Origin of the sequence: Streptomyces aurantiogriseus (assembly GCF_014649375.1) — a bacterium.
GTDB classification, from domain to species: domain Bacteria; phylum Actinomycetota; class Actinomycetes; order Streptomycetales; family Streptomycetaceae; genus Streptomyces; species Streptomyces aurantiogriseus.
Genome location: NZ_BMSX01000006.1, coordinates 37893 through 64252, shown reverse-complemented (window position 1 = coordinate 64252; position 26360 = coordinate 37893). Strand labels below are relative to the sequence as shown.

Genomic DNA, 26360 nt, shown 5'->3' with positions numbered 1-26360 from the left:
GGAGTTGCAAGGTGCGCGCAGCAGTTGTCCCCAGGTCGCATCGAGGGCATCGTACCCGCGGGGACGTCGCCCGCCGTAGGGTGCCGCACAGGCCGTTTGACGAGGTGGGAGCAGAAGGGGGCGCGCCGCGGACGGTGACCCAGGGTGAGCGGACAACGCCATGTTGCGTTCAGAAGAGGCGCGGAAGGCGGGCTGCGGACAGAACGAAGCCCCCGATCACGGGGGAACAACCGGGGGCTTCGCGTCCTGGGGCGGCTTCGATTGCCGCCATTGAGAACGTAAGTCCTGTACGGGCCCCCGGTCAAGCTGAGTTGAAGCACTTGGCGAAGTTCGAACGCAAGGCCCTTCACACGTTCACCACATCGCGGGTGGTCCCTCACGGTGCGTGACAACGCGGTGCGGTCAAGGCGTCCCCGTCGGCCCCGGCAGCACCTCGTACCCCTCCGTCAACTGCCGTACCAACAAGTCGGCGTACGGCCTTGACGGATCCCCGGCGAAATGTCGCAGCTCCGCCAGGACCCATCCGTCCCAGAACTCCCGCTGCTCCTCCCCGTCCCGCGAGCGTCCCCGCGCCCAGGCCTCCTCCCGGGGCACGTCCATCCACAGCAGGTGGGCCAGGTAGGGCCGCAGGGCGCGGCGGCCGGCACCGACGCCCTCCATGAGGATCACGGGGGATGGAAGGAGCGGCCGGGGCGGGCCGAAGCGGCGGGCACGCCAGTCATAGGGGGCGTAGTGCGCGGTCGCGCCGCGGCCGAGGGGCTCGATCACCTGGGTCAGCAGACGTCCCGTCCACGCGAACAGTGCGTCGTGGCTCGCCAGGTCGTCCAGGTGGAGTACAGGGGCGCCGCCCAGTGCCTCGGCCAACCGTCCCGCGAACGTGGACTTCCCGGAGCCGGCGTGCCCGTCGACGCCGACCAGGCGGACCGGACCGCAGGACGGGGGGAGACGGCGGAGCCGGGAGGCGAGCTGGTGGATGGCAGTTCCTGGGGTGTGCGGAGGTGCGGCGCGTGCGGCGCGCAAGTCTAGTGGCGCACAGACCGCGTCCCGCCGCCGGTCGCGCCAGTGGCCCGTTCCCGCGTTCCTGGGCGTGGCACGCGCGGAAGTGCTCGCAGGTGCGGCTGCCTGCGTCCATAGTTGGCGCACACCATGCACCGGACCCGCCCCGACTCGGACACCCTGGGGGTCTTCCGCCCATGAGCAGAGCCGAACAACCGTCCTACAGAGCCGATCAGCGCCCCGGCCGCACCGATGAGCCCTCCCGCAGGACCGTCCTCGCCTCCGTGGTCGCCGCCGCTGTCGCCGGGGGCTCGGGGCCGGCGGCCGCCGACCCGTCCGACACCGCGGCCTCCGAAGCGGCCCCGGCCCGCACCGTCGACCACCGCTCCTGGACCACGTACGCCGACTGGCGCGCCGGCACCGCCCAGGGCACCCGGCCCGTGGCGGGTGCCAGGCCGGGCCTCGTCCTCGGCACCCCGCTCGGCACCGTCGACTACACCGACCCGCACACCGGCAGAACCGCCGCCTGGGAGTACGCGACCTGGACGTCCCCCGTCCACCGGCTCGCCGTCCCCTCGACCGAGGCCATCGCCTCCTGGAACGCGAGCACCCCGGCCGGCACCTGGCTCCGGATCGACCTGAAGGGCACCTACTCCGACGGCACGGACACCCCCTGGTACGTGATGGGGCGGTGGGCGGCCGGCGACCAGGACATCAAGCGGACCTCGACCGACGACCAGACCGACGGAAGGAGCACCATCTGGACGGACACGTTCGCGATCGACGACGCCTCCACCGGGCTGCGCCTCGCCTCCTACCGGCTCCGTCTGACCCTCTACCGCAGGCCCGGCACCAAGCTCACCCCGACGGTGTGGCGCGTGGGCGCGATGGGCTCGGACGTGCCGGACCGCTTCACCGTCCCGGCCTCCGTGCCCGGCCTCGCGCAGGAGCTGAGCGTCCCGCGCTACTCGCAGGAGATCCACACGGGCCAGTACCCCGAGTACGACAACGGTGGCGAGGCCTGGTGCAGCCCGACCTCCTCGCAGATGATCATCGAGTACTGGGGCGGCCGGCTCACCCCGGAGCAACTGTCCTGGGTCGACCCCGCGTACGCCGACCCGCAGGTCTGCCACGCCGCCCGGTACACGTTCGACCACCAGTACAACGGCTGCGGGAACTGGCCGTTCAACGCCGCCTACGCGGCCACCTTCAAGGACCTCCAGGGCGTGGTGACCCGGCTCACCTCCCTCACCGACCTGGAGACCCTGATCGCGGCCGGGATCCCGGCCATGACGTCGCAGTCCTTCCTCAAGGAGGAACTGACCGGTGCGGGGTACGGCACCGCCGGGCACCTGATGACGGTGATCGGTTTCACGGCGGAGGGCGACGTGATCGCCAACGACCCGGCCTCGCCGAGCAACGCGGCGGTGCGGCGCGTCTATCCGCGGCGGGAGTTCGAGAACGTCTGGCTGCGGACCAAGCGCTACAACGCGAGCGGCAAGGTCGTCTCCGGTACCGGGGGCGTCTGCTACCTCTACTTCCCGGCGCGTCCGAGCGCGCGCCAGCGCAAGGCGCTCGCGGCGGTGGGGGTGCGCTGAGGACATGGCGGGAGGCTCGGTCCTCCCGTCGTGTGAGCAAGATCTCGGCCGCAAAAGCCCTGACCGGTGGCAAGGTGGACAGACCGGACCTGTACGCACGACCTCAGTGAGCCACCATGACCGCACATGCAGCCACCGCCGCCCGTACCCGCACCGGCGGCCCCCAGGACGACGGCCCCAAGATCCTCGAGCACGTCATGGGCTGGGTCCTCGTCGTGGTCGTCGCGATGTTCGTGACCCGGCTCGGCCTGGTGTGAGGGACGGCGCGAGCGGTGCCTGAGGCATGTGACCCGTGTGACATGACCCACGGTTCGACCTGACATACTGACGTCGTCCCGCCGACCGTTGGAAACCAGGGTCGAAGTTGAATATCAGTCACCAGCGTGACGCCGCTCGCCCCCGGGCGCGCGGCACCGAGCGCTCTCTGGCCCGTCGCGCCGAACTCATCGCCATCGGGCGGAAGTTGTTCGCCGACACGTCCTACGACGCGCTCTCGATGGATGACATCGCCCGGCAGGCGCACGTCGCCAAGGGGCTGATCTACTACTACTTCCAGTCCAAGCGCGGCTACTACCTGGCGATCATCCAGGACTCCGTCGCCGACCTGGTCTCCTTCGCCGCGAGCGGCCTCGAACTGCCCCAGGTGGACCGGGTGCACCGCACCATCGACAGCTATCTGCGCTTCGCCGAGCACCACCAGGCCGCCTATCGCACGATCGTCAGCGGCGGCGTCGGCTTCGACGCCGAGGTGCACGCCATCAGGGACAGCGTGCGCGAGGCGATCGTGGCGACCATCGCCGAGGGCGCGTACGGCAGCAGCGACATCCCGTCGCTGCCGCGGATGGGCCTGCTGGCCTGGGTGTGCAGCGTCGAGGGCGCCACCCTCGACTGGATCGACCGCCCGGACGAACTGTCCCGGGAGACCATGCGCGACCTGCTCGTGAAGACCCTGGGCGGAGCCCTGCGCGCCATCGAGGAGATCGACCCCGCGTTCCCGGCGCCGAAGCCGGCCTGCCGGGGCGTCTGAGGAGCACGACGCACAAGGGGCGGAGGCTCGTGGTCCCCCGCCCCAAGTGCCCGGTGAGCCGCGCTACTTGATCGCCTTGATCAGCTCACCGTTGGTCGTGTCCCCGCTCAGCTCCCAGAAGAACGTCCCGCCCAGCCCCTGCCGGTCCTTGTACTTCATCTTGATCGCGATGGTGGCCGGGGTGTCGTAACTCCACCACTCCGACCCGCACTTGGCGTAGGCGGTGCCGCCGACCGTGCCGGTCGCCGGGCACTTGGCCTTGAGGACCTTGTAGTCCTCGTTGCCGTCCTCCCACGTCCCCGGCGCCGGACCGGTGGCCGTGCCGCCCGGCTCGGCCTGGGTGACACCGGTCCAGCCGCGCCCGTAGAAGCCGATGCCGAGCAGCAGCTTGTGCGACGGGATGCCCAGGCTCTTGAGCTTGGCGATCGTGGTGGCCGTGTCGTAGCCCTTCTGCGGAATGCCGGGGTACGAGTGCAGGGGCGAGTGCGGTGCGGTGGGACCGGTGGCCGCCCAGGCGCCGAAGTAGTCGTACGTCATCGGGTTGTACCAGTCGACGTACCGTGCCGCGCCCGCGTAGTCCGCGGCGTCGATCTTGCCGCCGCTCGTGCCGTCGGCCGTGATCGCCGCCGTGACCAGCTCGCGCTTGCCGAACTTGGAGCGCAGGGCCTTCATGACGTCCCGGAACGCCTCGCGGCCGCTGGTGTCGCAGGTGAGGCCGCAGGCGTTGGGGTACTCCCAGTCGATGTCGATGCCGTCGAAGACGTCCGCCCACTTGGAGTTCTCGACCAGGTCGTAGCAGGACTGGGCGAAGGCCGCCGGGTCCTTGGCCGCCTCGCCGAAGCCGCCCGACCAGCTCCAGCCGCCGAAGGACCAGATGACCTTGAGGTTCGGGTGGAGCTTCTTCAGCTTGCGCAGCTGGTTGAAGTTGCCGCTGAGCGGCTGGTCCGCGGTGTCGGCGACACCGTCCACGGACTCCTCGGCGGTGAACGGCTTGTCGGTGTCCGCCCACGGGTCGCCGAGGACGCACTTTCCGCCGGTGACGTTGCCGAAGGCGTAGTTGATGTGGGTGAGCCTGTCCGCGGAGCCGGAGGTCTCGATGTTCTTGACGTAGTACTGGCGGCCGTAGATGCCCCAGTCGGTGAAGTAGCCCACGACCTTGGAGCCGGTCGCGCGGTCCTTGGCGGGGGCGGGCTCGTCGGCGGTGGCGGTGCCCGCGCCGGCGAGCAGGGCGGCGCCGAGGGTCGCGCAACAGCCGGCGGACAGGAGCGTCCGGAACCGGGCGCGGGGGCGGAGCGGGGTGTGCATCGGGTGTCTCCTCGCAGGGGACAGGGAGGGGAACGCACGCCGATTGGCATGAACGCGGGGAAGCGTTGGAGCGAAACGGTAGGAGGACTAGACCAGTTCGGTCAATGGTTTGGACCAATCCTGTGGCCGTGAGCCCGTGCGGCGACGCCGTCGCGCGGGCATACTCACAGCGCGAAGCCGCTGGTCAGTCAGGGAGGAGAGGGACGCCATGCCCGACCGTGCCCCGCCGCCGGTGGACCGCCTCCTGCCCACGGACGAGGCCCGCGACCTGCTCGCCCTCGTCCGGGACATCGCCCGCCGTGAGATCGCCCCCACGGCCGCCGAGGAGGAGGACGCCGGCCGCTTCCCGCGCGAGCTGTTCACCCTCCTGTCGGAATCGGGCCTGCTGGGTCTCCCGTACGACTCCGCGTACGGCGGCGGCGACCAGCCGTACGAGGTCTACCTCCAGGTCCTCGAGGAACTCGCCGCCGCCCGCCTCACCGTCGGTCTCGGCGTCAGCGTCCACACCCTCGCCTCCCACTCGCTCGCCACCTACGGCACCGAGGAGCAGCGGGCCGCGCACCTGCCCGGCATGCTCGGCGGCGGGCAGCTCGGTGCCTACTGCCTCTCCGAACCGGCCTCCGGTTCCGACGCGGCCTCGCTGCGCACGAAGGCGGTGCGGGACGAAGGACACTGGGTGATCACCGGCACGAAGGCCTGGATCACGCACGGCGGCATCGCCGACTTCTACACGGTCATGGCCCGCACCGGCGGCGAGGGGCCGCGCGGGATCACCGCGTTCCTGGTGCCGGCCGACGCCGAAGGTGTGAGAGCGGCGCCGCCGGAACGGAAGATGGGACTGAAGGGCTCACCCACCGCCCAGGTCCACTTCGACGGCGTGCGGATCCCGGACGCGCGGCGCATCGGTGACGAGGGGGAAGGCTTCGCGATCGCCCTGGCCGCCCTGGACTCCGGACGGCTCGGGATCGCCGCCTGTGCGATCGGGGTCGCTCAGGCGGCGCTGGACGAGGCGGCCGCGTACGCGCGGGAGCGGCGGCAGTTCGGGCGGCCGATCGCCGACTTCCAGGGGCTGCGCTTCCTGCTCGCCGACATGGCGACCCGGATCGAGGCGGGCCGGGCCCTGTACCTGGCGGCGGCACGCCTGCGGGACGCGGGCCGGCCGTTCGCCCCGCAGGCGGCCATGGCCAAGCTGACCTGCACCGACGCCGCGATGCAGGTCACCACCGACGCAGTCCAGGTCCTCGGCGGCTACGGCTACACCGCCGACTTTCCCGTGGAGCGCTACCTGCGCGAGGCCAAGGTCCTGCAGATCGTCGAGGGCACCAACCAGATCCAACGCATGGTCATCGCCCGTCACCTACTGGGTCCGGAGAGCCGCTGAACTGTCCCGGCCGCACCAGCGGGGCCGCCAGCCGCACCCATTCCGGGTCGTGCCGGCCCGGCAGGGTGCGGCCCCGGTCGGCCCAGGTGCGCATCAGGTCGCGGTAGATCGGCGGATCCTGCGGGGGAGGCGGAGCCAGCGGAACCGTTCCTGCCGACACGGGGAAGAAGAGCTGGCGGTGACGCCCGGGCGCTGCTGAAGTGGTGGGAGCCATACCAGGGCAACGCGCACACGCGAGTCCAGGTCACCGGCTCGCGAGGTCGGGCGTGAGTTCGGGATGTGCCCCGGTTTCCGTGCGGCGGACGTCTGGTAGCAGAACCCTGGTCTGACGTACCGTCAAATCCCTGCGTCCAGGGAGGTGCGCTCATGGCCGACGACCGTCCCGTGCCGCTCGACGAATACCCCGTCCACCAGGTGCCCCTGTCGATGAAGCACGTCGCGACGGGCGACCGCAACGCCTACGACCGCTGCACGTTCCACGTCTTCGACCAGCGGGGCCGCGCCCTGCTGATCGCCGGGCTCGGGGTGTACCCCAACCTGGGTGTGATCGACGCCTTCGCGACCCTGCGCCGGGGTGACACCCTGCACGCCGTCCGCGCCTCCGACGCCCTCGGTGACGACCGGATGCGGCTGGAGGTCGGCCCGCTGCGTGTCCTGGTCGAACGGCCGCTGCGGGACTTCGTGTTGAGCTGCGCGGCCGATCCCGACGACCCGGACGGACTGTCGTACGAGATCCACTGGTCGGCGGACTTCCCGGCGCTGTGGGAGCCGCACCACCAGCAGCGGCGAGGTGGGCGGCTGACGTGGGAGGGAAAGCGGTTCGTGCAGGCGGGACGGTGCGTGGGGTGGTTGCGGGCGGGCGGTGAGGAGATCCGGCTGACGGCCGGCGCGTGGACCGGCACCCGCGACCGCAGCTGGGGTGTGCGGCCCGTTCCCGGCGAGGACGGCGGGCGGCTCGCACAGGACCACCCGACCGAGGGCTTCCACTGGATCTGGTGCCCGGTCCGCTTCGACGACCGCTTCCTGATGGTCATCACCCAGGAGGACGCCGACGGCCACCGCTCCCTGAACGACGCCACCCTCGTCCGCCCCGGCCGCCGCGACCGCCAACTGGGCTGGCCCCAGGCCGAGATCACCTACCGCTCCGGCACCCGCCACCCGGAGCGCGCCCTCATCCACCTGGGGGACATCCGCCGGCCGCTGAAACTGGAGGTCGAGATCCTCACCTCCTCCCCCCTCGCGATCGGCGCCGGCTACCCGCCGTTCCCCACTCTCGGCTCCGTTCGAGCGGGAGGGGCCCCCATCGACTGGCAGCACGGCACCTGGCACGGCCCCGGCTGGACCGACCGCCGCACCTACGACCTGACGCGGCCGCACCCCCTGGCCGCCTACGGCGTCACCGACCACGCGGCCCGCTTCCGCCTCGACGGCCAGGTCGGCCACGGCATCTTCGAACACGGCTCGTTCGGCCGCCACGATCCCAGCGGCTTCACCGGCTCCGACTCGGTCGCGCCGTGAGGAGGACCGCCGACAGGGCACCCCACCCGCGCACCCCGAGGCGCGACCCCTAGGACATCGCGCGCCGGCTGACGGCCTGGCTCGACACCCATCCGCCCGGTGCCAAGGCCACCGCCGTCACCGTCCCCGCCTCCAACGGCGCGTCCAGCGAGACCCTGCTCTTCGACCTGGACCACCCCGAACTCCCGCCTGGGCCTGGGCGTTGAGGCTCGGGTCCACCTGCACCACTTCTTCCACGACCTCACGGTCGCCTCCGGGGAGGGCGGACCGCCCGGCTTCCCGCGCCGCGACCGCGTCGAGGAGCGGTACGCGCGGCTCACCGGGCACAGGCCCCGCGACACGGACTTTCCTCCATGCTGTACGCCGCGCTGCGGCACGCGATCGGCATGCTGCGCGTCGACTACCGGCAGGTCCACTGCGGCGAGGTCGCCGTCCCGGCCGATCCGGACACGCTGATCCTGCACCACGTCAGCCTGCGGGCCATGGTGCAGGGCAGCTACTGGAAGTGAGCCGGCTCGGCCGAGCGGAAGCGCTCAGGCGGCGTGGCGGCGCAGCGCCGACACGCGCATCGGGCGTGAGCCCGGACCGCCGACGTGCGAGAAGGGCTGCATGCGCCAGTCCAGCCCCTGAGGGAGCGTCAACAGGAGAGCGGTGTTCTGCTCCTGGGGCTCGAAGGACTCGTCCGCGGGACGCGCCTCGGACGCCGCGCGTCCCGTACCGGCGCAGACCGTGAGCCCGAACGGGTTCCACGGCGAGGCGCACAGCGCGTGCTCCGGCAGGACCTCCTCGTCCGCCAGCAGGGCGATGGGCTGCGCGCAGTCCGGGCAGATCACCCGGTACATCTCGAAGGTGTCGTACGCGTCGAACTCGTCGGCGCTGTCGGTGAGGTCGGCGTCGAAGCCGTCGGGTTCGACGCCCTCCGGCTCGGGCTCGACGACGACGGGCTGGAACCGCTTGGGCGCGGTGCGACCAGGGCGCTTAAGACTCTGCATGGGATTCTCCCCCTCGGGCTGGGCCGTGAAGGCGCTGCGGCCTCGACCACAGCAAGCACTTCCCAACCCGTCTCGGCGGTAATCACGAGGACATCACGAAGCCCGGACAGGGCTTGTGGCATTCGTCACATGCCCCGCGCAGGTGCCCGTCCGGGGGCCGGCCCCCCCATCCGGCTCACAGATGACTCTCAGCCACATCACGAACCGGGTATGGCCTGGACTGCATAGGTATACGGGGAGGTCAGAGGCACTGTAGGTTCTTGCGCATGGAGGAGCTGGACCGGCAAATCGTGCAGCTGCTCGTCAAGGACGGGCGGATGAGTTACACCGACCTGGGCAAGGCCACGGGCCTGTCCACATCGGCCGTGCACCAACGGGTGCGCCGACTGGAACAACGCGGCGTCATCCGCGGATACGCGGCCGTCGTCGACCCCGAGGCCGTCGGGCTGCCCCTGACCGCCTTCATCTCGGTGAAACCGTTCGACCCCAGCGCCCCCGACGACATCGCCGACCGCCTCGCCGGCGTGCCGGAGATCGAGGCCTGCCACAGCGTGGCCGGCGACGAGAACTACATCCTCAAGGTACGGGTGGCCACTCCGCACGAGCTGGAGGAGCTGCTGGGCCGTCTGCGGGCGCTCGCGGGCGTCTCGACACGGACGACGGTCGTCCTGTCCACCCCGTACGAGGCCAGGCCGCCGCGGATCTGAGGGGTCCGCGTGCCGGTCGGCTCCGGTGAGGCGCGAAACTGTTCCCCATGAGTGCGCGCACCCCCGAGCCGAAGACCGTCCTGCTCCGCCGTGGAGAGGTCCACAGTCCTGCCGACCCGTTCGCGACCGCGATGGTCGTCGAGCGCGCCCAGGTCGCCTGGGTCGGCTCGGAGGGCGCGGCCGACGCCTTCGCGGACGGTGTCGACGAGGTGATCGACCTGGACGGCGCTCTCGTCACCCCCGCGTTCACCGACGCGCACGTCCACACCACGTCGACGGGCCTCGCCCTGACCGGCCTCGACCTGTCGACCGCTCCCACCCTGGAGGCGGCCCTCGCCCGGCTACGGGACTTCGCCGCCGCCCGCCCGCAGGACAAGGTCCTGCTCGGCCACGGCTGGGACGCCTCCCGCTGGCCCGGCGGCCGCCCCCCGACCCGCGCGGAGCTGGACGAGGCCACGGGCGGCCGTCCCCTCTACCTGTCGCGCATCGACGTTCACTCGGCGGTCGTCACCACGGCCCTGCTCGATCTGACCCCCGGCCTCGGCCCGGTCGACGGCCCGCTCACCGCCGACGCCCACCACGCCGTACGCGCCGCCGCGTTCGCTGCCGTGACGCCCCGGCAGCGCGTCGAGGCCCAGCGCACCGCCCTGGCGCACGCCGCCTCCCTCGGCATCGGCTCGGTCCACGAGTGCGCCGGCCCGGAGATCTCCTCCGAGGACGACTTCACGGACCTGCTGCGGCTCGCCGCGGAGGAGCCCAGCCCCCGCGTCGTCGGCTACTGGGCCGAACAGGACGTCGAGAAGGCGAGGGAGCTGGGTGCCCTCGGCGCGGCCGGCGACCTCTTCGTGGACGGCGCCCTCGGCTCCCACACCGCCTGCCTGCACGCCCCCTACACCGATGCCGCCCACACCGGCACCGCCTACCTGAGTGCCGCCGAGGTCGTCGCACATGTCACGGCCTGCACCGAGGCCGGACTCCAGGCGGGCTTCCACGCCATCGGCGACGCCGCCGTCACCGCCGTCGTCGAGGGCGTGCGCACCGCCGCCGAGAAACTGGGACTGGCCCGCATCCGAGCCGCCCGGCACCGCGTCGAGCACGCCGAGATGCTCACCCCGGAGACGATCGCGGCGTTCGCCGAACTCGGCCTGACCGCCTCCGTCCAGCCCGCCTTCGACGCCCTGTGGGGCGGCGAGGACGGTATGTACGCCCAGCGTCTGGGCGCCGAGCGGGCCCGCACCCTCAACCCCTTCGCGGCGCTGCTGCGGGCCGGTGTCCCGCTCGCCTTCGGCTCCGACAGCCCCGTCACACCCCTCGACCCGTGGGGCACGGTCCGTGCCGCGGCCTTCCACCGCACTCCCGGCCACCGCGTCTCCGTCCGCGCCGCGTTCACCGCCCACACGCGCGGCGGCTGGCGCGCGATCGGACGCGACGACGCGGGTGTCCTGGTGCCGGGAGCTCCGGCGGACTACGCGGTGTGGCGCACGGACGAGCTGATCGTCCAGGCCCCCGACGACCGGGTCGCCCGCTGGTCCACCGACCCCCGCTCCGGCACCCCCGGTCTGCCCGACCTGACCCCGGGCTCCGACCTGCCCGTTTGCCTGCGCACGGTGGTCGGAGGGCGGACGGTGTTCGTACGGCCGGGCGAGTGACCTGCCGGGGCCGCCCGCGGAGGATCACCCGTCCGCCCGCCGTCGCGCGACCGCCCTGCTGACCAGCGCATTGACGGAAGACCCGCAGGTCGAACGGCTGTTGACAGCGAACGGCGGGGGGCCGGTAGGTTCGGCCGAGTCCACCACAGGACGCCTCGCCGGGGAACATCCGCGCACTCGCCGCGGCGCCGCTGGGTCAGGGACGGTCCGCCGCACCGGCGCACCGCCACTGGGAGCCAGGCTCAGCGCCAGCGCCACGGCGAGGGAACGTTCCGGTCGGTCGGGGAGGTGTGACCCGGGTGGGGCCCGGGCGCTCAGTAGACAACGGCTTTCGGTCGACCCGCAGCCAGCGGGCCCCAGGTCGGCCCGAAGAGCGCCGGGCCCCCATCCGCAGCACCTCGCGGGCTCATCCGCACGCAGTAGGCTCGGCCCTGCAGACCGGAAAAGAGCATCCATACCCCGCTTTTGTGGAAACGACACCACCATACGAACGTCCCGTCACGTCGGCGCAGGCGGCGGCCACTATGGTGGTCCCCTGCGTACGGACATGAAGGGGCAGCAGTGAACGACGGCGACGTGACCTCCGTGGCACAGGACCGGGGGAGGCAGTTCGGCCCGCTCGGTAAGGCCTTGGTGATCATCCCCACCTACAACGAGGCGGAGAACATCAAGACCATCGTCGGCCGGGTGCGCAAGGCTGTCCCCGAGGCCCATGTCCTCGTGGCCGACGACAACAGCCCCGACGGCACCGGCAAGCTCGCCGACGAGCTCGCCGCCGAGGACGACCAGGTCCAGGTGCTGCACCGCAAGGGCAAGGAGGGCCTCGGCGCCGCCTACCTCGCGGGCTTCCGCTGGGGCATCGACCACGGCTACGGCGTGCTGATCGAGATGGACGCCGACGGCTCCCACCAGCCCGAGGAACTGCCCCGCCTGCTCACCGCCCTCAAGGGCGCGGACCTCGTCCTGGGCTCCCGCTGGGTACCGGGCGGCCGCGTCGTGAACTGGCCCAGGTCCCGCGAGTTCATCTCCCGCGGCGGCAGCCTCTACTCCCGCCTGGCGCTGGACCTGCCGCTGCGCGACATCACCGGCGGCTACCGCGCCTTCCGCCGCGAGACCCTCGAGGGCCTCGGTCTCGACGAGGTCGCCTCCCAGGGCTACTGCTTCCAGGTCGACCTCGCCCGCCGCGCCGTCAAGGCCGGCTTTCATGTCGTCGAGGTGCCCATCACCTTCGTCGAGCGGGAACACGGCGACTCCAAGATGAGCCGCGACATCCTCGTCGAGGCCCTGTGGCGGGTCACGGCGTGGGGCGTGGGGGAGCGGGTCGGCAAGATCGCGGGCAGGGGAAGCCGGCAGGAACAGCCACAGTCTCCGGCCCCTGCCCCGGCGTCGCCGGAGCAGTCGCACGGGAACGGCTGATCGTCCGCTTATGCCGCTCTGAGCCGAGCCCAGGCACACTTGAGGGCATGACGACTGGCGCTCCGACCCCCACCTACCCCGCCCGGCCCCGGCGCTCCCGGCTGCGGACGTTCCTGCCGCTGGGCCTCGCCGCGTGGCTGGTGCTGGAGATCTGGCTGCTCACCGTGGTCGCGGACGCGGCCGGCGGGTTCATGGTCTTCCTGCTGCTGCTCGCCGGGTTCGTCCTCGGCTCCGTGGTCATCAAGCGGGCGGGCCGACGCGCCTTCCAGAACCTGAACGAGGCCCTCCAGCGCGGGACGCCCCCGTCCCGGGGCGGCGGCAACGGTCTGATGATGCTCGGCGGCCTCCTGCTGATGATCCCCGGACTGGCCTCCGACGCGCTGGGCCTGCTCCTGCTCCTCCCGCCGGTCCAGAAGGCCGTCGGCCGCCACGCGGAACGCACGGTCGACCGCAAGCTGCGCGAGGCCACCCCGGGTTCCCTGGGCGACGCCTTCCAGCAGGCCCGGATGCACCGTCCCGACGGGAAGGTGGTGCAGGGCGAGGTGATCAGGGACCAGGAGCGGGGGAGCGACGCGGGAGAGGAACGGCGCCCGCCGTTGACTCGCTGAGCGTGGTCAGCCCGTCTGGGGGAGATTGAGGACGAGGCTCTTCGGGCCGATGGGAGTCGGGGGGCGAAGCCCCCAGGGCCGGCCACCCCACGCACCGGCACCACACAACGACCGCGGGCGCCGTACGTGATCTCACGTACGGCGCCCGCGGTCATGTGCGTGCGCTGTGTTCCGGCTTCCCGCTAAGCGCTTTTACGGCTGTCCCGAGGATGCACCGCAAGGTTCATCGCTCCGGAACGCAGAACGGCCAGCCGTTCCTCGAGGACCTCTTCGAGTTCCTCACGGGTCCGCCGCTCCATCAGCATGTCCCAGTGCGTACGCGCGGGCTTGGCCTTCTTCTCCTCAGGGCCGTCGCCGTCCACGAGGAGTGCAGGTGCTCCGCAGACCTTGCACTCCCACTCCGGCGGGATCTCCGCCTCGACCGAGAAGGGCATCTCGAAGCGGTGCCCCTTCTCGCATGCGTACTCCACGGCCTGGCGCGGGGCCAGGTCGATGCCGCGGTCCGTCTCGTAGCTGGTCACCACGAGGCGCGTGCCGCGAAGAGCTCGCTCACTCATGAATCGTGCCTCCCGGGCTTGTCGCCCACAGGACAGGTGTCGCTGTCGTCGTCATCCGGTCAACGTCCGGTCGGCGGTAAAGATTCCCGTTCCGAGTCCCGTTCCGGGTCATGCGTCGCCGTCGTAGCCGCAGCCTTGTCAACCAGTGCAGTACCCACCGGCGCCCGGTTTGTCACATCTGCAAGGAGATGTCACCCAGCGTTTCGGCATCTTTGACGCGCAGTAACGGTACGCCTGGCAGGCCAAACGCGTACACTACCGCCCTTTCGCGTTGAGCGCTAAATCCTTTCCGGCACCGGATTCCCGGCGTCGGCGATCGCCCGCCGCACCGGAACCCGCGCGAGCAGCGCGAACCCGAGGACGAAGAAGGCCACGAGGGAGATGATCGCGTCCCGATAACTTCCGGTCAGCTGGTAGGTGAGCCCGAACAGCAGCGGCCCCAGCCAGCTCATCCCGCGGTCGCTCACCTCGTACGCGGAGAAGTACTCGGCCTCCTTGCCGGGCGGGACGAGGTGGGAGAAGAGGGAGCGGGACAGGGCCTGGCTGCCGCCCAGGACGAGGCCGATCGCGGCCGCCAGCAGGAAGAAGCCGACCGGTGCGCCGGCGGGCAGGAAGTACCCGGCGCCCAGGGTGAGCGTCCACGCCACGAGCGAGCCCAGGATCGTACGTTTCGCGCCGTACCGGCGGGCCAGTCGCCCCATCGTCAGGGCGCCCGCGACGGCCAGGACCTGGACGAGGAGGACGGCGCCGATGAGGGTGGACTGGCCGAGGCCGAGTTCCTCGGAGCCGTAGATCGAGGCCTGGGAGATCACGGTCTGGATGCCGTCGTTGTAGACGAGGTACGCGAGGAGGAAGGCGAGGGTCAGGGGGTGGCGGCGCATGTCGCGGATCGTCGCCGCGAGCTGGCGCAGGCCGGGGGCGGTCGTCTCGCGCGCGGGCGAGGGGCGGTCGCGCAGTCTCAGCAGCGGGACGAGCGTGAAACCGCCCCACCACAGGCCGGCCGAGGCCAGGCAGATGCGGACGGCCGTCGACTCGGAGACGCCGAAGGAGTCGTGGGCGAGGTACAGGACCAGGTTCACCACCAGGACCAGCGAGCCGGCCGCGTACCCGAAGGCCCAGCCGCGTGAGGAGACCGCGTCGCGTTCCTCGGGCGGGGCGATCTGGGGCAGGTAGGAGTTGTAGAGCATCATCGCCACGGACTGGGCCGCGTTCGCGACGACGAGCAGCACTCCGCCGAGGAGATAGCGGTCGCCGGAGAGGAAGAACATGCCCGTCGTGGCCGCGGCTCCGGTGTAGGCGGCGGCTCCGAGAAGGGGCTTCTTGCGGCCCGTGCGGTCGGCTGCCGCGCCCACCAGTGGCATCAGCAGCACGGCCACGATCACCGACAGGGACACCGAGTACGCGAAGAAGGAGCCCGCGCGGACCGGGATACCCAGGGGGTGGACGTACCCGTCGGCGTCCGCCGCCTTCTCGGCGACCGAGGTCAGGTACGGCCCGAGGAACACGGTGAGCACACTCGTCGAGTAGACGGAGCACGCCCAGTCGTAGAAGTACCAGCCGCGCTGTTCGCGCCGGCGCCCCGCGGCGTCGTCGGACGCCGCCGTCCGCACGGTGTCGGTGCCCACCCCGTGCCCTCGCTTCCCCGCTGAAGATGCCGCGCGAGGTCCGAGGACGGGGTGATCGGGGGTGACCGGGGTCAGACCCAGACGCCCCGGTCCTCCATGACCTTGCGCAACGTGTCGATGTGATCGGTCATGATGCCATCGACCCCCAGGTCCAGCAGCCGGTGCATCCGGTCCGCTTCGTTGATCGTCCACACGTGCACCTGCAACCCGCGCGCGTGGGCGGCGCGGACGAAGCGATGGTCCACGACCTGGATGCCCGACTGGGCCTCGGGCACCTGCGCGGCGACGGCCGACCGGCGCAGCGCCGCGGGCACGCCCCAGGACCGCAGCCGCAGGTTCAGCACACCCCGGGTGCCGTACGACGTCGCCAGGCGCGGTCCGGCCAGCCGCTGGGCGCGCACGACGCGGGCTTCGGAGAACGAGCCGACGCAGACGCGGTCCCAGGCGTTGGTGTGCGCGATCAGATTGAGGAGAGGGTGGAGCGCCGGCTCGGCCTTGATGTCGATGTTCCAGCGGACGTCGGGGAAGGTCTCTAGGAGTTCCTCGAAGAGCGGGACCGGTTCCCTGCCCCCCACGCGCGCGTGCTGTACGTCCGCCCACGGCAGGTCGGCGATGCGGCCCGCGCCGTCGGTCACCCGGTCCAGCGTCGCGTCGTGGAAGGCGACGAGCTTGCCGTCCCGCGTGGCGTGCACGTCGGTCTCCATGTAGCGGTAGCCCGCCTCGACCGCGCGCCGGAACTGCGCCACGGTGTTCTCCAGACCGTCCGCGGCCCCGCCACGGTGCGCGAACGGAATGGGCCCCGGATGGTCGAGGTACGGGTGGCGAATGAGGGTGGTCACGGACGCAGTATCGCCCCCCGGGGTGACCCCGTGGCAACGACCGTGCTGCCGCCGGATGCCGACGGGACGGCGAAAACCCGCAGGAAGAGCTGGGCGAGCGGGCCGATCGACACCGCGTACAGCAGGGTGCCGACACCGATCGTGCCCCCGAGGGCGAAACCGGTCACCACGACCGCCACTTCGACGGCTGTCCGCATCAGGCGGATCGAGCGGCCGGTGCGCCGGTGCAGCCCCGTCATCAGACCGTCGCGCGGGCCCGGCCCGAAGCGCGCCGCTATGTAGAGGCCGGTGGCCACACCGTTGAGAAGGATGCCGGCGAGCATCAGGGGCACTCGGACCGCCAGGGCGTGTGCCTCGGGGACCAGGGCGAGCGTGCCGTCCATGGCGAGGCCGACCACGAAGACGTTGGAGACCGTGCCGAGGCCCGGACGCTGGCGCAGCGGGATCCACAGGAGCAGCACACCGGCGCCGACCACGATCGACACGACGCCGATCGTCAGGCCGGTCAGCTCGGCGAGACCCTGGTGGAGCACGTTCCACGGCTCCAGACCGAGGCCCGCCCGGACGAGGAGGGCGGAACTCGCGCCGTAGAGGGCGAGGCCGGCGTAGAGCTGGAGGAGTCGGCGGGTGAGGGTGCCGTTCGATGGGCTGCCCTGCGGTGGCGGTGCGGACAAGTGGTCCCCCCGGTGGTCGTAGTGGCCTGACGCATGACACTCTGTGGCTTGGAAGGAAACGCCATCCATGGCCAATTCGGGGAAGGTGGACTGGTAACCATGGCGCAGTGGACCTCCGCAGTGGGAGCCGCGCAGCTCGCACGGCTGCTCAAGTCCCAGCAGGACCGTCCGGCGGGCCCGGGGACGCGCCGGCCGCCCGCCTACCGCGCGCTCGCCGACGGCGTCCGGCTTCTGGTCCTGGAAGGGCGCGTCCCCGTGGCCGCCCGGCTGCCCGCCGAACGGGAACTGGCCCTGGCCCTGTCCGTGAGCCGTACGACCGTCGCCGCCGCCTATGAGGCGCTGCGCGCGGAGGGGTTCCTGGAGTCCCGGCGCGGCGCGGGCAGCTGGACCGCCGTTCCGGCGGGGAACCCGGTCCCCGCGCGCGGTCTGGAACCCCTGCCCCCGGAGGCCCTCGGCTCGGTGATCGACCTGGGCTGTGCGGCCCTGCCCGCGCCCGAGCCCTGGCTGACCCGGGCCGTGCAGGGCGCGCTGGAGGAGCTGCCCCCGTACGCCCACACGCACGGCGACTACCCGGCGGGTCTGCCCGCCCTGCGCGCGATGATCGCCGAGCGCTACACCGCGCGCGGGATAGCGACGATGCCCGAGCAGATCATGGTGACCACGGGTGCGATGGGCGCCATCGACGCGATCTGCCATCTCTTCGGCGGGCGCGGCGAGCGCATCGCCGTCGAGTCACCTTCCTACGCCAACATCCTCCAGCTCATGCGCGAGGCGGGCGCCCGGCTGGTGCCCGTGGCGATGGCCGAGGGACTCGCCGGGTGGGACATGGACCGCTGGCGCCAGGTCCTGCGTGAGGCCGCGCCCCGCATCGCCTACGTCGTCGCCGACTTCCACAACCCGACGGGCGCGCTCGCCGACGAGGACCAGCGCCGCCGGCTCGTCGAGGCGGCCAGGTCGGCCGGGACCGTGCTGGTCGCCGACGAGACGATGAGCGAACTGTGGCTCGACGAGGACGTCGAAGGCGGCGCGATGCCCCGGCCTGTGTGCGGCTTCGACCCCGCCGGGTCCACGGTGATCACCGTCGGCTCGGCGAGCAAGGCCTTCTGGGCCGGGATGCGCATCGGCTGGGTGCGGGCGGCTCCGGACGTCGTCCGCAGCCTGGTCGCCGCGCGTGCCTACGCCGACCTGGGGACGCCGGTGCTGGAGCAGCTGGCGGTGAACTGGCTGTTCAGCACGGGGGGTTGGGAGCAGGCGGTAGACCTGCGCCGGCAGCAGGCCCGGGAGAACCGGGACGCGCTGGTCGCCGCGGTGCGGCGGGAGCTTCCGGAGTGGGAGTTCGCCGTGCCGAAGGGCGGGCTGACGTTGTGGGTGCGGGCCGGGGGACTGTCGGGCTCACGGCTCGCCGAGGCGGGGGAGCGGGTGGGGGTGCGCGTGCCCTCCGGGCCCCGGTTCGGCGTCGACGGCGCCTTCGAGGGGTATGTACGGCTGCCGTTCACGGTGGGGGGTGCGGTGGCTGACGAGGCGGCGGTGCGGTTGGCCGCAGCGGCGCGGATCGTCGAGAGCGGCGGGACGGTGGGGGCGGAGGGGCCGCGGACGTTTGTCGCGTAGCGCGAGGGACGTCGGCGCGGGCGGGTGGTTCGCTCACCCGCGCTTGCGGGGTGCCGCCCGCGCTCACCCTCTCCCGCTCTCGGCTCCGCCCCAGCGGCGCGACTGCTCGCAGACGGAATGACAGACCTACGAGCTTTCCGCGGCCACGGCCTCGGCCGGCACCGGCAGCGTCTCCCCGTCCGCCGGGGTCGTCCGCGGCGGCAGCAGCTCCAGCACCGCCTGCCGGTGCGCGTCGCTCGTCGCGTCGTCGTACGGGTCCGGAGTCGCCGGTACCTGGAGGCGGTGCACCGGTCCGGTGCCCAGGCGGGCGTAGCCCCGGCCCGGCGGGACGTGGTCGACGGGGGTGGTGTGCGGGCGTGCGCCCAGGATCGCCTCCAACAGGTCGGCCGGAGCGGGTCCGAGCACGACACGCGCGCGCGTGTGCTGTCGTACGGCGTCGCTCAGGATGTCCAGGTTGTCGAACTGCTCGGCCACGACCACCGTCACCTGGGCCGCGCGGCCGTGTCGGAGGGGCACCTGGAGGAGGGACTGGGGGTCCTTGCGGCCGTCCGCCTCGGCGAGGTGGGTGAACGCGGTGGGGCGGTCGAGCAGGATCCACAGGGGGCGCCTGGTGTCGTCCGGCGGCGGGTGGCCCGCCTGGCGGGCCTCGTTCGCGGCGATCAGCCGGCGTTCCGTCTCGTGTGCGGCCCACTCCAGGCCGGCCACGGCCCCCGCCAGGCCGACCTCGACGCCCAGGACGCCGTCGCGGCCGGTCAGGCAGGCGTACTCGCCGGTGCCGCCGCCCTCTACGACGAGGACGTCGCCGTACTGGAGGGCCTGGAGGGCGAGGGAGCGGAGCAGGGTCGAGGTGCCGCTGCCGGGCTGGCCGACCACCAGGAGGTGGGGCTCGGTGGAGCGGATGCCGGTGCGCCAGACGACCGGCGGGACGTCACGCTGTTCCTCGCCGTGGGTGAGCGGAAGGGTGCGCGGGACCTGGGTGGGGTCGGTGAAGCCCAGGACCGTCTCGCCGGGTGCGGTCACGAAGCGCTGGGCGGCGATGTCGGTGGGGAGCGGGGGGAGCGCGGTCACTGTGAGTGTGTTGCCCTCCTCGTCCCAGGTGAAGTGGTACTCGCGGCCCCGGCCGGACTTGGCCGCCAGCAGATGCTCGATACGCGCGCGTGCTCGGGCCTCGCCGTCCGGGAAGTACGCGGGGTAGCGGATCTCGAGGTCCGTGATCCGGCTCGAGCCGTCGAACGCGTAGGACGGGAAGGCCTTCTCCCACTCGCCGCCGTGGGCGTAAAGGGGAGAAGGGTCCTCGGCCGTCGAGAAGTACGGCACCAGGGCCTCGTACAGCGCCTGGAGTCGCTGGGTCTGCGACTCGTCGGGGCCTTCGGGATCCGGTGGGGTGCGGTCCCGGCCCTGCCAGGCCGCGGCCGCCATCAGCGTGATGACGGCGAGCAGCGGGCCGTACGGCACGAGCGCCACGACCAGGACCATCGAGGCCATGAGGAACAGCAGCGGCCCGCGCTTGTCCTTGGGGGTCTCGGCCCACTTGCGCCGCCCGGCCGACGCCAGCCGGCGCAGACCGCGGGTGATGGTGATCAGTGGGTGGAGGACGTCGGTGGCGCTCTCGGCCGCCGTCCGGGCCAGCTCCCGGCTCCGGGCGATCTGCGCGCTGCCTGTGCTCAGGATGCGGGGGAGGGGACGCCGGGCCACTGCGGTCTCCTGAGGGTGCGTACGGAAGGGACGGACGGCGGGTCGGCGGCGTCAGAACTTGATGCCGCCGAGCAGGCCCGCCAGGCTCTCGCCGCCCGCCTTGATGCTCGGGGCGATGGCCGTGCTTGCCAGATAGAAGCCGAACAGGGCGCAGACACAGGCGTGCGACGCCTTGAGTCCGTCCTTCCGGAAGAACAGGAAGACGATGATGCCGAGCAGGACCACGCCTGAGATGGACAGGATCATGTGAGTTCTCCTGGTTCGTGGGGACAGTCACCCTGAGTACTTCCAGGCTCACAGGATGTATCTATACGATAAAAGGTGCAACTGGGTGAAATCTCGGAGATTTCCCTCGAGTGGTGGAAGCCCTGACGGGCTGCCTGAGCAGCAAAGTTGCGGCGAACGGGTCTGGCCGTGATCTTTGCCCGTGACGGGTCCCGTCATGTGCCCGCACAGCCAGTACCCTGGCGATTCACCTGAACGGCTGAAACGAGAGGCGGTCCGGCCGATGAGCGAAGCCCCCGACCCCGAGGTCGTGGAGCTGGCGACCAAGATCTTCGATCTGGCCCGCCGGGGGCAGACCGAGGCGCTCGTGGCGTACGTCGACGCGGGTGTTCCGGCCAACCTCACCAACGACCGAGGCGACTCGCTGGTGATGCTCGCCGCCTACCACGGCCACGCCGAGGCGGTCCGGGCCCTGCTGGCCCGTGGCGCCGAGGCCGACCGCATCAACGACCGAGGCCAGACCCCGCTCGCCGGGGCCGCTTTCAAGGGTGAGACGGAGGTCGTCAAGGTCCTCCTGGAGGCCGGTGCCGACCCGGCCGTCGGCACGCCCTCGGCCATCGACACGGCGCGCATGTTCGGCAGGGCGGAGCTCCTGGAGCTGTTCGGCGCGCAGTGACACCGACCGCCCTGAGCAGGTAAAACGAAAGTTCTGAGCAGGTAAATCGACGACCACGGGGGAGGCGGTACGGGGCCGCCGGAAATTTCGGTCGCGGCAGGCTGAACTGCCGGGTCATCATGACGTCGTGATTCACGGACGCGATGGCTGGGCAGGTGTTGCCGCACCGCGCGGGCCGTGATGCGGTCCGCATGGGCCACCGACGAGAGGCAGAGGAAGATGGTCTACAACAAGCAAGAGACGGCGGGCGCCCCGACGTGTTGTCACGCGGCCAGGTAGTGCGTGTTCCCCGGTTGCGTCGACGCTTGATGTGAGGCTGTTTCCCATGTTCGATCCGGTCATAGCGCCCAGCGGTACGCTGCTCGGCCTGCTTCAACGGGGCCGCGGCGACGGCACACTGCACGCGCTCACCGCCCCCCGCCCCGAGGCGCTCGCGGCACTGAACCACTGTGTGCTGCGCGATCCCCGCCACGACTGGCAGGTGGAGAACCGCTCCCTCTACTACGCCCGTCTCTACCTCGACCTGAACGGCGAGCTGGACGAGATCGAGGCGCACCTCTTCGACGTCGAGGACGCCTTCGACGCCGACGAGTCCCGCACGGGCCTCGCCCTCGCCGTCCTCGGCCACCTCGCCTCCTACGGCAGGCGGGACGCCCTCGAGCTGTTGCGCAGATACGCCGCCTCGGGGTCCAACTGGGCCTGGGCCCTCGACGAGCTCGCCCTGCGCGACGACGACGCGGGCCTACGGGCCCTGGCCGCGCCCGTCCTGGCCCGGTTCGCGACCGACGCCGAGGGCGAGGCCGAGCTGGCCGCCGCCGTGCGGGACGCCTTCGAGCCACGGCCCTGGCGGCTGTGGGCCGAGGATCCCCGCGAGTACATCTCCACGCGTGTGCGTGCCGCTCAGGAGACCGGCTGTTTCGACCGCTGGCAGCGGCAGATGAGCCCCACCGGCCCCCGCCCCGGCTGGAGCGTGCAGGCCGTGTTCGAGTGGGCCCAGCAGGGCGTCGAACGAGGCGCCGCGCTCCATGTCCCCGCCGCCCGCTGCCTCACCGCCGTGGCCGGGCCCGAGGACCGGCCGGAGATCGTGCAGGCGGCCAAGGACGGCACCGAGGGAGCCCGGTGTACCGCCCTGCGCTATCTCGCCGACAGCAATGATCCCGACGCCCTCGACCTGATCGAACAGGCCGTGACCACCGGCTCGACGCCCGTGGTGGAGGCCGCCGTCGACGCCTTCGAACGCATGCGCAGCGTCGCCGCCGTCGACCGCGCCCGCGGCTGGGCCCACCGGCCCGACGCCCTGGGCGCCGCAGCGGGCCGCATGCTCGCCTGCCGGGGCGCCACCCGCGACAGCGACCTGGTCCTCGGCGCCCTGCGCGAAGCCGTACGCGGCGAGGGCTGTGACGCGCCCACGCTGTGGACCCTGGTCGACGGTGCCGGACGCCTCGGCATCGTCTGCGCGGCACCCGTCCTGCGTCATATCTACCGTGAGACCGCCTCGTCCCATCTGCGCGGCCGCTGCGCCCGCGCACTTGCCGCCACCGACCCCTCCTTCGCCACCGGCTTCGCCGTCGAGTGCCTGTGGGACTGCGAGGAGACCACCCGCGAGATCGCCGCCCGGCACGCCGAGACCGGTGACGCCCGGGTCGTGGAGCGGCTGCGCCGGCTCGCCGCCGACCCGGCCGAGGAGGCGGAGGTGCAAACGGCGGTACGCAGCCGGATCGGGCCGGACGCGGCCACGATGTGATCATCCGGGCCGCGGTGCGCCCGTCGGGTGAACACGGGATGACCCGCGGGTCAGGCGGGTATGGACGCCGTCTGACCTGCGCGGGTGTGCAGCGCAACGCTCATGGGACGTTTGTCGTTCGGAAAGATCCACGTTGACGCGGCCACGTCCGGCGCGGCGACAACACCGGTATGCGTGTCGTCATCGTGACCGAATCCTTTCCCCCCGACGTGAACGGCGTGGCCCACTGCGCGCTCCAGACCGCCCGGCACCTCGTAGATCGCGGTCACCTTCCGCTCGTCGTCGCGCCGGCCACCGCCGCCGGCAGCGGGCCCGACGCCCAGGCGCCGTGCCCCGTCGTCCGTGTCCCCTCCCTCCCGCTCCCGGGCTACCCCCAGGTCCGCGTCGCCCTCCCCAGCCGACGCGTCGCCGCCGCCATCGTCGAACACCAGGCCGACATGGTGCACCTGGCCAGCCCCTTCATCCTCGGTGTGCGCGGCATGGCCGCCGCCGCCCGGCTCGGCATCCCGGCTGTGGCCGTCTACCAGACGGACCTGGCCGGATACGCCCGCACCTACGTGCACGCGGGCGAGGCGGCTGCCTGGCGCCGCATACGGTCCGTCCACGCCGCCGCCGACCTCACCCTCGCGCCCTCCAGCGCGGCCCTGCACGACCTGGAGGCACACCAGATCCCCCGGGTCAAGCTCTGGCCACGCGGCGTGGACACCGTGCGTTTCCGGCCCGACCTGCGCGACGACGCGCTGCGCCGCGAACTCGCCCCGAACGGCGAGGTGATCGTCGGCTACGTCGGACGGCTCGCCCCCGAGAAGCAGGTCGAACTCCTGGCCGGTGCGTGCGGCCTGGAGGGCGTGCGGGTCGTGGTGGTGGGCGACGGACCCAGCCAGGCGGGGCTGGCCGAGGCGCTGCCCGGCGCGGTCTTCCTCGGCCGGCAGACCGGTGACGAACTTGCCCGTATCTTCGCCTCCCTGGACGTCTTCGTGCACACGGGGCCCTTCGAGACGTTCTGCCAGACCGTGCAGGAGGCCATGGCGAGCGGGGTTCCGGTCGTCGCGCCCGCCGCGGGCGGACCGCTGGACCTGGTCGCCCACGGGCGCACCGGAGTGCTCGTGCCGCCGCGCGACGCCGCCGCCGTGCGCGACGCGGTGGCCGCGCTGGTCGCCGATCCCTCCCGACGGGCCGCCTACGGGGCCGCCGGGCGGGCGATGGTCGAAGGACGCACCTGGGCAGCCGTCGGGGACCAGCTGATAGGCCACTACGCGGATGTGCTCGCCGCGCGCCGTCTGGTGGTGGCGGCATGAGCGCCGCACTGCACGGGCCGCTGCGGATCGTCCGGCTCGCCAACTTCGTCGCCCCCGCCTCGGGCGGGCTGCGCACGGCGCTGCGCGAGCTGGGCAAGGGCTATCGCGCGGCCGGCCACGAGTCGGTCCTGATCGTGCCCGGTGAGCGGGCGAGTGACCGGGAGACCGAGCAGGGCCGCGTGATCACCCTGCCCGGGCCCCTGCTGCCCGGCACCGGCGGCTACCGCGTCCTCACCGACAAGCGGCGTGTCGCCCGCCTGCTGGAGGAACTCGCACCCGACCGCCTGGAGGTCTCCGACCGTACGACGCTGCGGTGGACCGGCAAGTGGGCGCGACGGGCCCGGGTGCCCGCCGTGATGGTCTCCCACGAGACCGCCGACGGCGTGCTGCGCACCTGGGGCGTGCCGGAAGGCGCGGCGCGACGGGCCGCCGACGCGCTCAACATCCGTACGGCGCACACCTACGCGCGCGTGGTGTGCACCACCGAGTTCGCCGAGCGGGAGTTCGTGCGGATCGGGGCCCGCAACGTGGTGCGCGCGCCGCTCGGCGTCGACCTCGTCGAACGGCACCCCGCGCTGCGTGACGCGGAGCTGCGGGCCCGGTACGCGCGTGCGGACGACGCGTTGCTGGTGACGTGCACACGGTTGTCCGTCGAGAAGCGGCCCGGTACGGCCCTGGACGCGCTCGAGGCCCTGGTACGGCGCGGCCGGCGCGCGGTGCTGGTCGTCGCCGGGGACGGGCCGCTGCGGGGCCGGCTCGAGCAGCGGGCGCGGGAGCGCGGGCTGCCGGTCACCTTCCTGGGGCACGTGTCCGACCGCCGTGCGCTGGGCGCCCTGCAGGCGTCCGCGGACGTGTGCGTCGCGCCGGGGCCTGCGGAAACGTTTGGGCTCGCCGCGCTCGAGGCGATGGCCTGCGGGACGCCGGTGGTGGTGAGTGCCTCGTCGGCGCTGCCCGAGGTGATCGGGGCCGCGGGGGCTGTCGCGGCTGACGCCGGGGAGGCCTTCGCGGACGCGGTGGAGATGCTCCTGGAGCGGTCTGTCGTGGAGCGGCGGGAGGACGCACGCGCGCGTGCGGAGTGCTTCGGGTGGGGGACGGCGGTGGAGGCGTTCCTGGACGCGCACGATGCGACGGTGCTGTGCCGTCCTGACGGGGGCGGTGGAACGGGACCGTCTCGTTCCGGCGCGGGGGAGGGGACGGCGCTGTCCCGTTCCGGCGCGGGCGATGCGACGCTACGGCCCCGTTCTGCCGTGAGCGACGCGACGGCGCCGTCCCGTTCTGTTGAGCACGACGCGACGGCGCCGTCCCGTCCCTTCGTCTCCGGAGGGCTCGGATGAGACCCGTCCGCTTCGTGGCCCTCGGGGACTCGCTCACCGAGGGCGTCGGGGACCCCGTGGGCGACGGGTGGCGCGGCTGGGCCGCGCTGCTCGCCGCCGGACTCGCCCGGGAGGCCCAGGTGGCCGGGCAGTCCGTCGAGTTCACCAACCTCGCGGTCAGCGGAGCACAGACGCGGGACGTACTGGAACGGCAGCTCCCCGAAGCGCTGGCGCTGCGGCCCGACCTCGTCTCCGTTGTCGTCGGCGTCAACGACACCCTGCGCTGCACCTTCGACATCCACGCCGTCGCCGCCCGGCTCGACACGGTGTACAGCGCCTTCACCGAGCAGGGCGCTGTCCTGCTCACGGCGTGCCTGCCTGATCCGGGCGGGATGCTCGGGCTGCCGGGAGCCCTCGCCCGCCCGCTCGCCCGGCGGCAGCGCGCGGTGAACACCGTCGTCCACGCGCTCTCCGAGCGGTACGGGGCGATCCATCTGCACGCCTCCGAGGGCGCCTGGCTGACGGACCGCGCGATGTGGAGCGCCGACCGGCTCCATCCCGGCGAGCGGGGGCACCGGCAGCTGGCGGTGCGTTTCCACGCGCTGCTGACCCACGCGGGCCTTGCGGACGGGGCCGCGCCCTCGCCCGAGCCGGAGTTTCCGGAGCCCACCAAGTCGGCGAGCCTGTGGTGGCTGGCGACCGCGGGCACCGGCTGGGTGGCCCGGCGGTGCACCGACCTGCTGCCCCAGCTGCTCGCGCTGGCCGTCGACGAAATGCGCCACCGCGCGCGGGGCACGAGCGCCCGGCTCGACCTGCGGGCGTCCGCGGCGGTTTCGGCGGCACTGGCCGCGCTGTCGGTGGCGGAGCGACAGCCGGACGCGGCGTAACCGCTGCCGCCGGCGGCTGTCG

Annotated in this window: 24 protein-coding genes and 1 pseudogene; 16 read left to right on the top strand and 9 right to left on the bottom strand. The window is 72.3% G+C overall.

The window, feature by feature from the left end; all coding sequences use genetic code 11:
• Nucleotides 1-402 precede the first annotated feature (402 nt).
• On the bottom strand, nt 403-1020 hold the full coding sequence (locus tag IE263_RS14860) for a uridine kinase family protein (protein WP_229910995.1): 618 nt from the start codon (nt 1018-1020) through the stop codon (nt 403-405).
• Nucleotides 1021-1193: 173 nt separating this feature from the next.
• On the opposite strand from IE263_RS14860, the gene IE263_RS14855 reads away from it, so the two are divergent.
• From IE263_RS14855 to IE263_RS14845, 3 genes are all read left to right on the top strand, one after another.
• Nucleotides 1194-2594 carry a C39 family peptidase gene (locus tag IE263_RS14855; protein ID WP_189936425.1) on the top strand — a complete coding sequence of 467 codons (1401 nt, stop codon included), beginning with the start codon at nt 1194-1196 and terminating at the stop codon, nt 2592-2594.
• Between the two features lie 116 nt (nt 2595-2710).
• Nucleotides 2711-2851, top strand: coding sequence for an SCO1431 family membrane protein (locus IE263_RS14850; RefSeq protein ID WP_189936423.1), 141 nt, complete (start codon nt 2711-2713; stop codon nt 2849-2851).
• Between the two features lie 107 nt (nt 2852-2958).
• The gene (locus IE263_RS14845; protein WP_189936422.1) at nt 2959-3621 is read left to right on the top strand and encodes a TetR/AcrR family transcriptional regulator; all 663 of its coding nucleotides are present in this window, start codon (nt 2959-2961) and stop codon (nt 3619-3621) included.
• Between the two features lie 63 nt (nt 3622-3684).
• Here the strand turns inward: IE263_RS14845 and IE263_RS14840 are convergent, their stop codons facing one another.
• A complete protein-coding gene (locus tag IE263_RS14840) occupies nt 3685-4926 on the bottom strand; it encodes a glycoside hydrolase family 18 protein (protein ID WP_189936420.1) in 1242 nt (413 codons plus the stop codon).
• A gap of 208 nt (nt 4927-5134) precedes the next feature.
• Here IE263_RS14840 and IE263_RS14835 point away from each other — a divergent pair, with 208 nt between their 5' ends.
• The 3 genes and pseudogenes from IE263_RS14835 to IE263_RS14825 form a co-directional block, all read left to right on the top strand.
• A complete protein-coding gene (locus IE263_RS14835) occupies nt 5135-6307 on the top strand; it encodes an acyl-CoA dehydrogenase family protein (RefSeq protein ID WP_189936418.1) in 1173 nt (390 codons plus the stop codon).
• A 366-nt stretch (nt 6308-6673) separates the two neighbouring features.
• Nucleotides 6674-7825: an Rv3169 family protein gene (locus tag IE263_RS14830; protein WP_189936416.1), complete on the top strand. Its 1152-nt coding sequence runs from the start codon at nt 6674-6676 to the stop codon at nt 7823-7825.
• A gap of 213 nt (nt 7826-8038) precedes the next feature.
• A pseudogene (locus IE263_RS14825) lies at nt 8039-8334 on the top strand (phosphotransferase family protein); the annotation flags it as partial.
• A gap of 24 nt (nt 8335-8358) precedes the next feature.
• Here IE263_RS14825 and IE263_RS14820 read toward each other — a convergent pair.
• A complete protein-coding gene (locus IE263_RS14820; RefSeq protein ID WP_189936414.1) occupies nt 8359-8817 on the bottom strand; it encodes a hypothetical protein in 459 nt (152 codons plus the stop codon).
• A gap of 266 nt (nt 8818-9083) precedes the next feature.
• On the opposite strand from IE263_RS14820, the gene IE263_RS14815 reads away from it, so the two are divergent.
• The 4 genes from IE263_RS14815 to fxsA all read left to right on the top strand — a co-directional run bounded on the left by IE263_RS14815 (nt 9084) and on the right by fxsA (nt 13197).
• Nucleotides 9084-9524, top strand: coding sequence for an Lrp/AsnC family transcriptional regulator (locus IE263_RS14815; RefSeq protein ID WP_189936412.1), 441 nt, complete (start codon nt 9084-9086; stop codon nt 9522-9524).
• Nucleotides 9525-9571: 47 nt separating this feature from the next.
• Nucleotides 9572-11173 (top strand): amidohydrolase, encoded by a 1602-nt coding sequence (locus tag IE263_RS14810; RefSeq protein ID WP_189936409.1) that lies wholly within the window; start codon nt 9572-9574, stop codon nt 11171-11173.
• Nucleotides 11174-11734: 561 nt separating this feature from the next.
• Nucleotides 11735-12589, top strand: a complete 855-nt coding sequence (locus tag IE263_RS14805) for a polyprenol monophosphomannose synthase (RefSeq protein WP_189936407.1) — start codon at nt 11735-11737, stop codon at nt 12587-12589.
• 47 nt (nt 12590-12636) lie between these two features.
• The gene (fxsA, locus tag IE263_RS14800) at nt 12637-13197 is read left to right on the top strand and encodes an FxsA family membrane protein (protein ID WP_189936405.1); all 561 of its coding nucleotides are present in this window, start codon (nt 12637-12639) and stop codon (nt 13195-13197) included.
• A 182-nt stretch (nt 13198-13379) separates the two neighbouring features.
• On the opposite strand, the gene IE263_RS14795 is transcribed toward fxsA, so the two are convergent.
• From IE263_RS14795 to yczE, 4 genes are all read right to left on the bottom strand, one after another.
• Entirely contained in the window at nt 13380-13754 is a 375-nt protein-coding gene (locus IE263_RS14795) for an RNA polymerase-binding protein RbpA (protein WP_020128921.1), read from the bottom strand.
• 278 nt (nt 13755-14032) lie between these two features.
• Entirely contained in the window at nt 14033-15379 is a 1347-nt protein-coding gene (locus tag IE263_RS14790; protein ID WP_189936403.1) for an MFS transporter, read from the bottom strand.
• Nucleotides 15380-15450: 71 nt separating this feature from the next.
• Nucleotides 15451-16218, bottom strand: coding sequence for a glycerophosphodiester phosphodiesterase family protein (locus IE263_RS14785; protein ID WP_189936401.1), 768 nt, complete (start codon nt 16216-16218; stop codon nt 15451-15453).
• Nucleotides 16215-16892, bottom strand: coding sequence for a membrane protein YczE (gene yczE / locus IE263_RS14780; protein WP_189936399.1), 678 nt, complete (start codon nt 16890-16892; stop codon nt 16215-16217). The genes IE263_RS14785 and yczE overlap by 4 nt, the downstream gene beginning before the upstream one ends.
• A gap of 99 nt (nt 16893-16991) precedes the next feature.
• On the opposite strand from yczE, the gene IE263_RS14775 reads away from it, so the two are divergent.
• The gene (locus IE263_RS14775; RefSeq protein ID WP_189936397.1) at nt 16992-18500 is read left to right on the top strand and encodes an SCO1417 family PLP biosynthesis transcription factor; all 1509 of its coding nucleotides are present in this window, start codon (nt 16992-16994) and stop codon (nt 18498-18500) included.
• Nucleotides 18501-18626: 126 nt separating this feature from the next.
• Here IE263_RS14775 and IE263_RS14770 read toward each other — a convergent pair whose 3' ends face one another.
• Both IE263_RS14770 and IE263_RS14765 read right to left on the bottom strand, forming a co-directional pair.
• Complete coding sequence (locus IE263_RS14770) at nt 18627-20195, bottom strand: hypothetical protein (RefSeq protein WP_189936395.1); 1569 nt, start codon at nt 20193-20195, stop codon at nt 18627-18629.
• A 51-nt stretch (nt 20196-20246) separates the two neighbouring features.
• A complete protein-coding gene (locus tag IE263_RS14765) occupies nt 20247-20441 on the bottom strand; it encodes a hypothetical protein (protein WP_189936393.1) in 195 nt (64 codons plus the stop codon).
• 262 nt (nt 20442-20703) lie between these two features.
• Here IE263_RS14765 and IE263_RS14760 point away from each other — a divergent pair, with 262 nt between their 5' ends.
• From IE263_RS14760 to IE263_RS14740, 5 genes are all read left to right on the top strand, one after another.
• Nucleotides 20704-21096: an ankyrin repeat domain-containing protein gene (locus tag IE263_RS14760; protein WP_189936391.1), complete on the top strand. Its 393-nt coding sequence runs from the start codon at nt 20704-20706 to the stop codon at nt 21094-21096.
• Nucleotides 21097-21421: 325 nt separating this feature from the next.
• Entirely contained in the window at nt 21422-22840 is a 1419-nt protein-coding gene (locus IE263_RS14755; RefSeq protein ID WP_189936389.1) for a HEAT repeat domain-containing protein, read from the top strand.
• A gap of 170 nt (nt 22841-23010) precedes the next feature.
• Nucleotides 23011-24138, top strand: a complete 1128-nt coding sequence (locus IE263_RS14750; protein ID WP_189936387.1) for a glycosyltransferase family 4 protein — start codon at nt 23011-23013, stop codon at nt 24136-24138.
• A complete protein-coding gene (locus IE263_RS14745; RefSeq protein ID WP_229910993.1) occupies nt 24135-25472 on the top strand; it encodes a glycosyltransferase in 1338 nt (445 codons plus the stop codon). Before IE263_RS14750 ends, IE263_RS14745 begins: the two co-directional genes overlap by 4 nt.
• Nucleotides 25469-26338 carry an SGNH/GDSL hydrolase family protein gene (locus IE263_RS14740; protein WP_189936386.1) on the top strand — a complete coding sequence of 290 codons (870 nt, stop codon included), beginning with the start codon at nt 25469-25471 and terminating at the stop codon, nt 26336-26338. The genes IE263_RS14745 and IE263_RS14740 overlap by 4 nt, the downstream gene beginning before the upstream one ends.
• The last annotated feature ends 22 nt before the right edge of the window (nt 26339-26360 follow it).

Coding starts and splice junctions, on each gene's coding strand:
- IE263_RS14745 (WP_229910993.1), top strand. CDS start 24,135: ATGAGCGCCGCACTGCACGGGCCGCTGCGGATCGTCCGGCTCGCCAAC.
- IE263_RS14850 (WP_189936423.1), top strand. CDS start 2,711: ATGACCGCACATGCAGCCACCGCCGCCCGTACCCGCACCGGCGGCCCC.
- IE263_RS14830 (WP_189936416.1), top strand. CDS start 6,674: ATGGCCGACGACCGTCCCGTGCCGCTCGACGAATACCCCGTCCACCAG.
- IE263_RS14840 (WP_189936420.1), bottom strand. CDS start 4,926: ATGCACACCCCGCTCCGCCCCCGCGCCCGGTTCCGGACGCTCCTGTCC.
- IE263_RS14760 (WP_189936391.1), top strand. CDS start 20,704: ATGAGCGAAGCCCCCGACCCCGAGGTCGTGGAGCTGGCGACCAAGATC.
- IE263_RS14815 (WP_189936412.1), top strand. CDS start 9,084: ATGGAGGAGCTGGACCGGCAAATCGTGCAGCTGCTCGTCAAGGACGGG.
- IE263_RS14755 (WP_189936389.1), top strand. CDS start 21,422: ATGTTCGATCCGGTCATAGCGCCCAGCGGTACGCTGCTCGGCCTGCTT.
- IE263_RS14855 (WP_189936425.1), top strand. CDS start 1,194: ATGAGCAGAGCCGAACAACCGTCCTACAGAGCCGATCAGCGCCCCGGC.
- IE263_RS14820 (WP_189936414.1), bottom strand. CDS start 8,817: ATGCAGAGTCTTAAGCGCCCTGGTCGCACCGCGCCCAAGCGGTTCCAG.
- IE263_RS14765 (WP_189936393.1), bottom strand. CDS start 20,441: ATGATCCTGTCCATCTCAGGCGTGGTCCTGCTCGGCATCATCGTCTTC.
- IE263_RS14810 (WP_189936409.1), top strand. CDS start 9,572: ATGAGTGCGCGCACCCCCGAGCCGAAGACCGTCCTGCTCCGCCGTGGA.
- IE263_RS14750 (WP_189936387.1), top strand. CDS start 23,011: ATGCGTGTCGTCATCGTGACCGAATCCTTTCCCCCCGACGTGAACGGC.
- IE263_RS14740 (WP_189936386.1), top strand. CDS start 25,469: ATGAGACCCGTCCGCTTCGTGGCCCTCGGGGACTCGCTCACCGAGGGC.
- IE263_RS14795 (WP_020128921.1), bottom strand. CDS start 13,754: ATGAGTGAGCGAGCTCTTCGCGGCACGCGCCTCGTGGTGACCAGCTAC.
- IE263_RS14775 (WP_189936397.1), top strand. CDS start 16,992: ATGGCGCAGTGGACCTCCGCAGTGGGAGCCGCGCAGCTCGCACGGCTG.
- IE263_RS14835 (WP_189936418.1), top strand. CDS start 5,135: ATGCCCGACCGTGCCCCGCCGCCGGTGGACCGCCTCCTGCCCACGGAC.
- fxsA (WP_189936405.1), top strand. CDS start 12,637: ATGACGACTGGCGCTCCGACCCCCACCTACCCCGCCCGGCCCCGGCGC.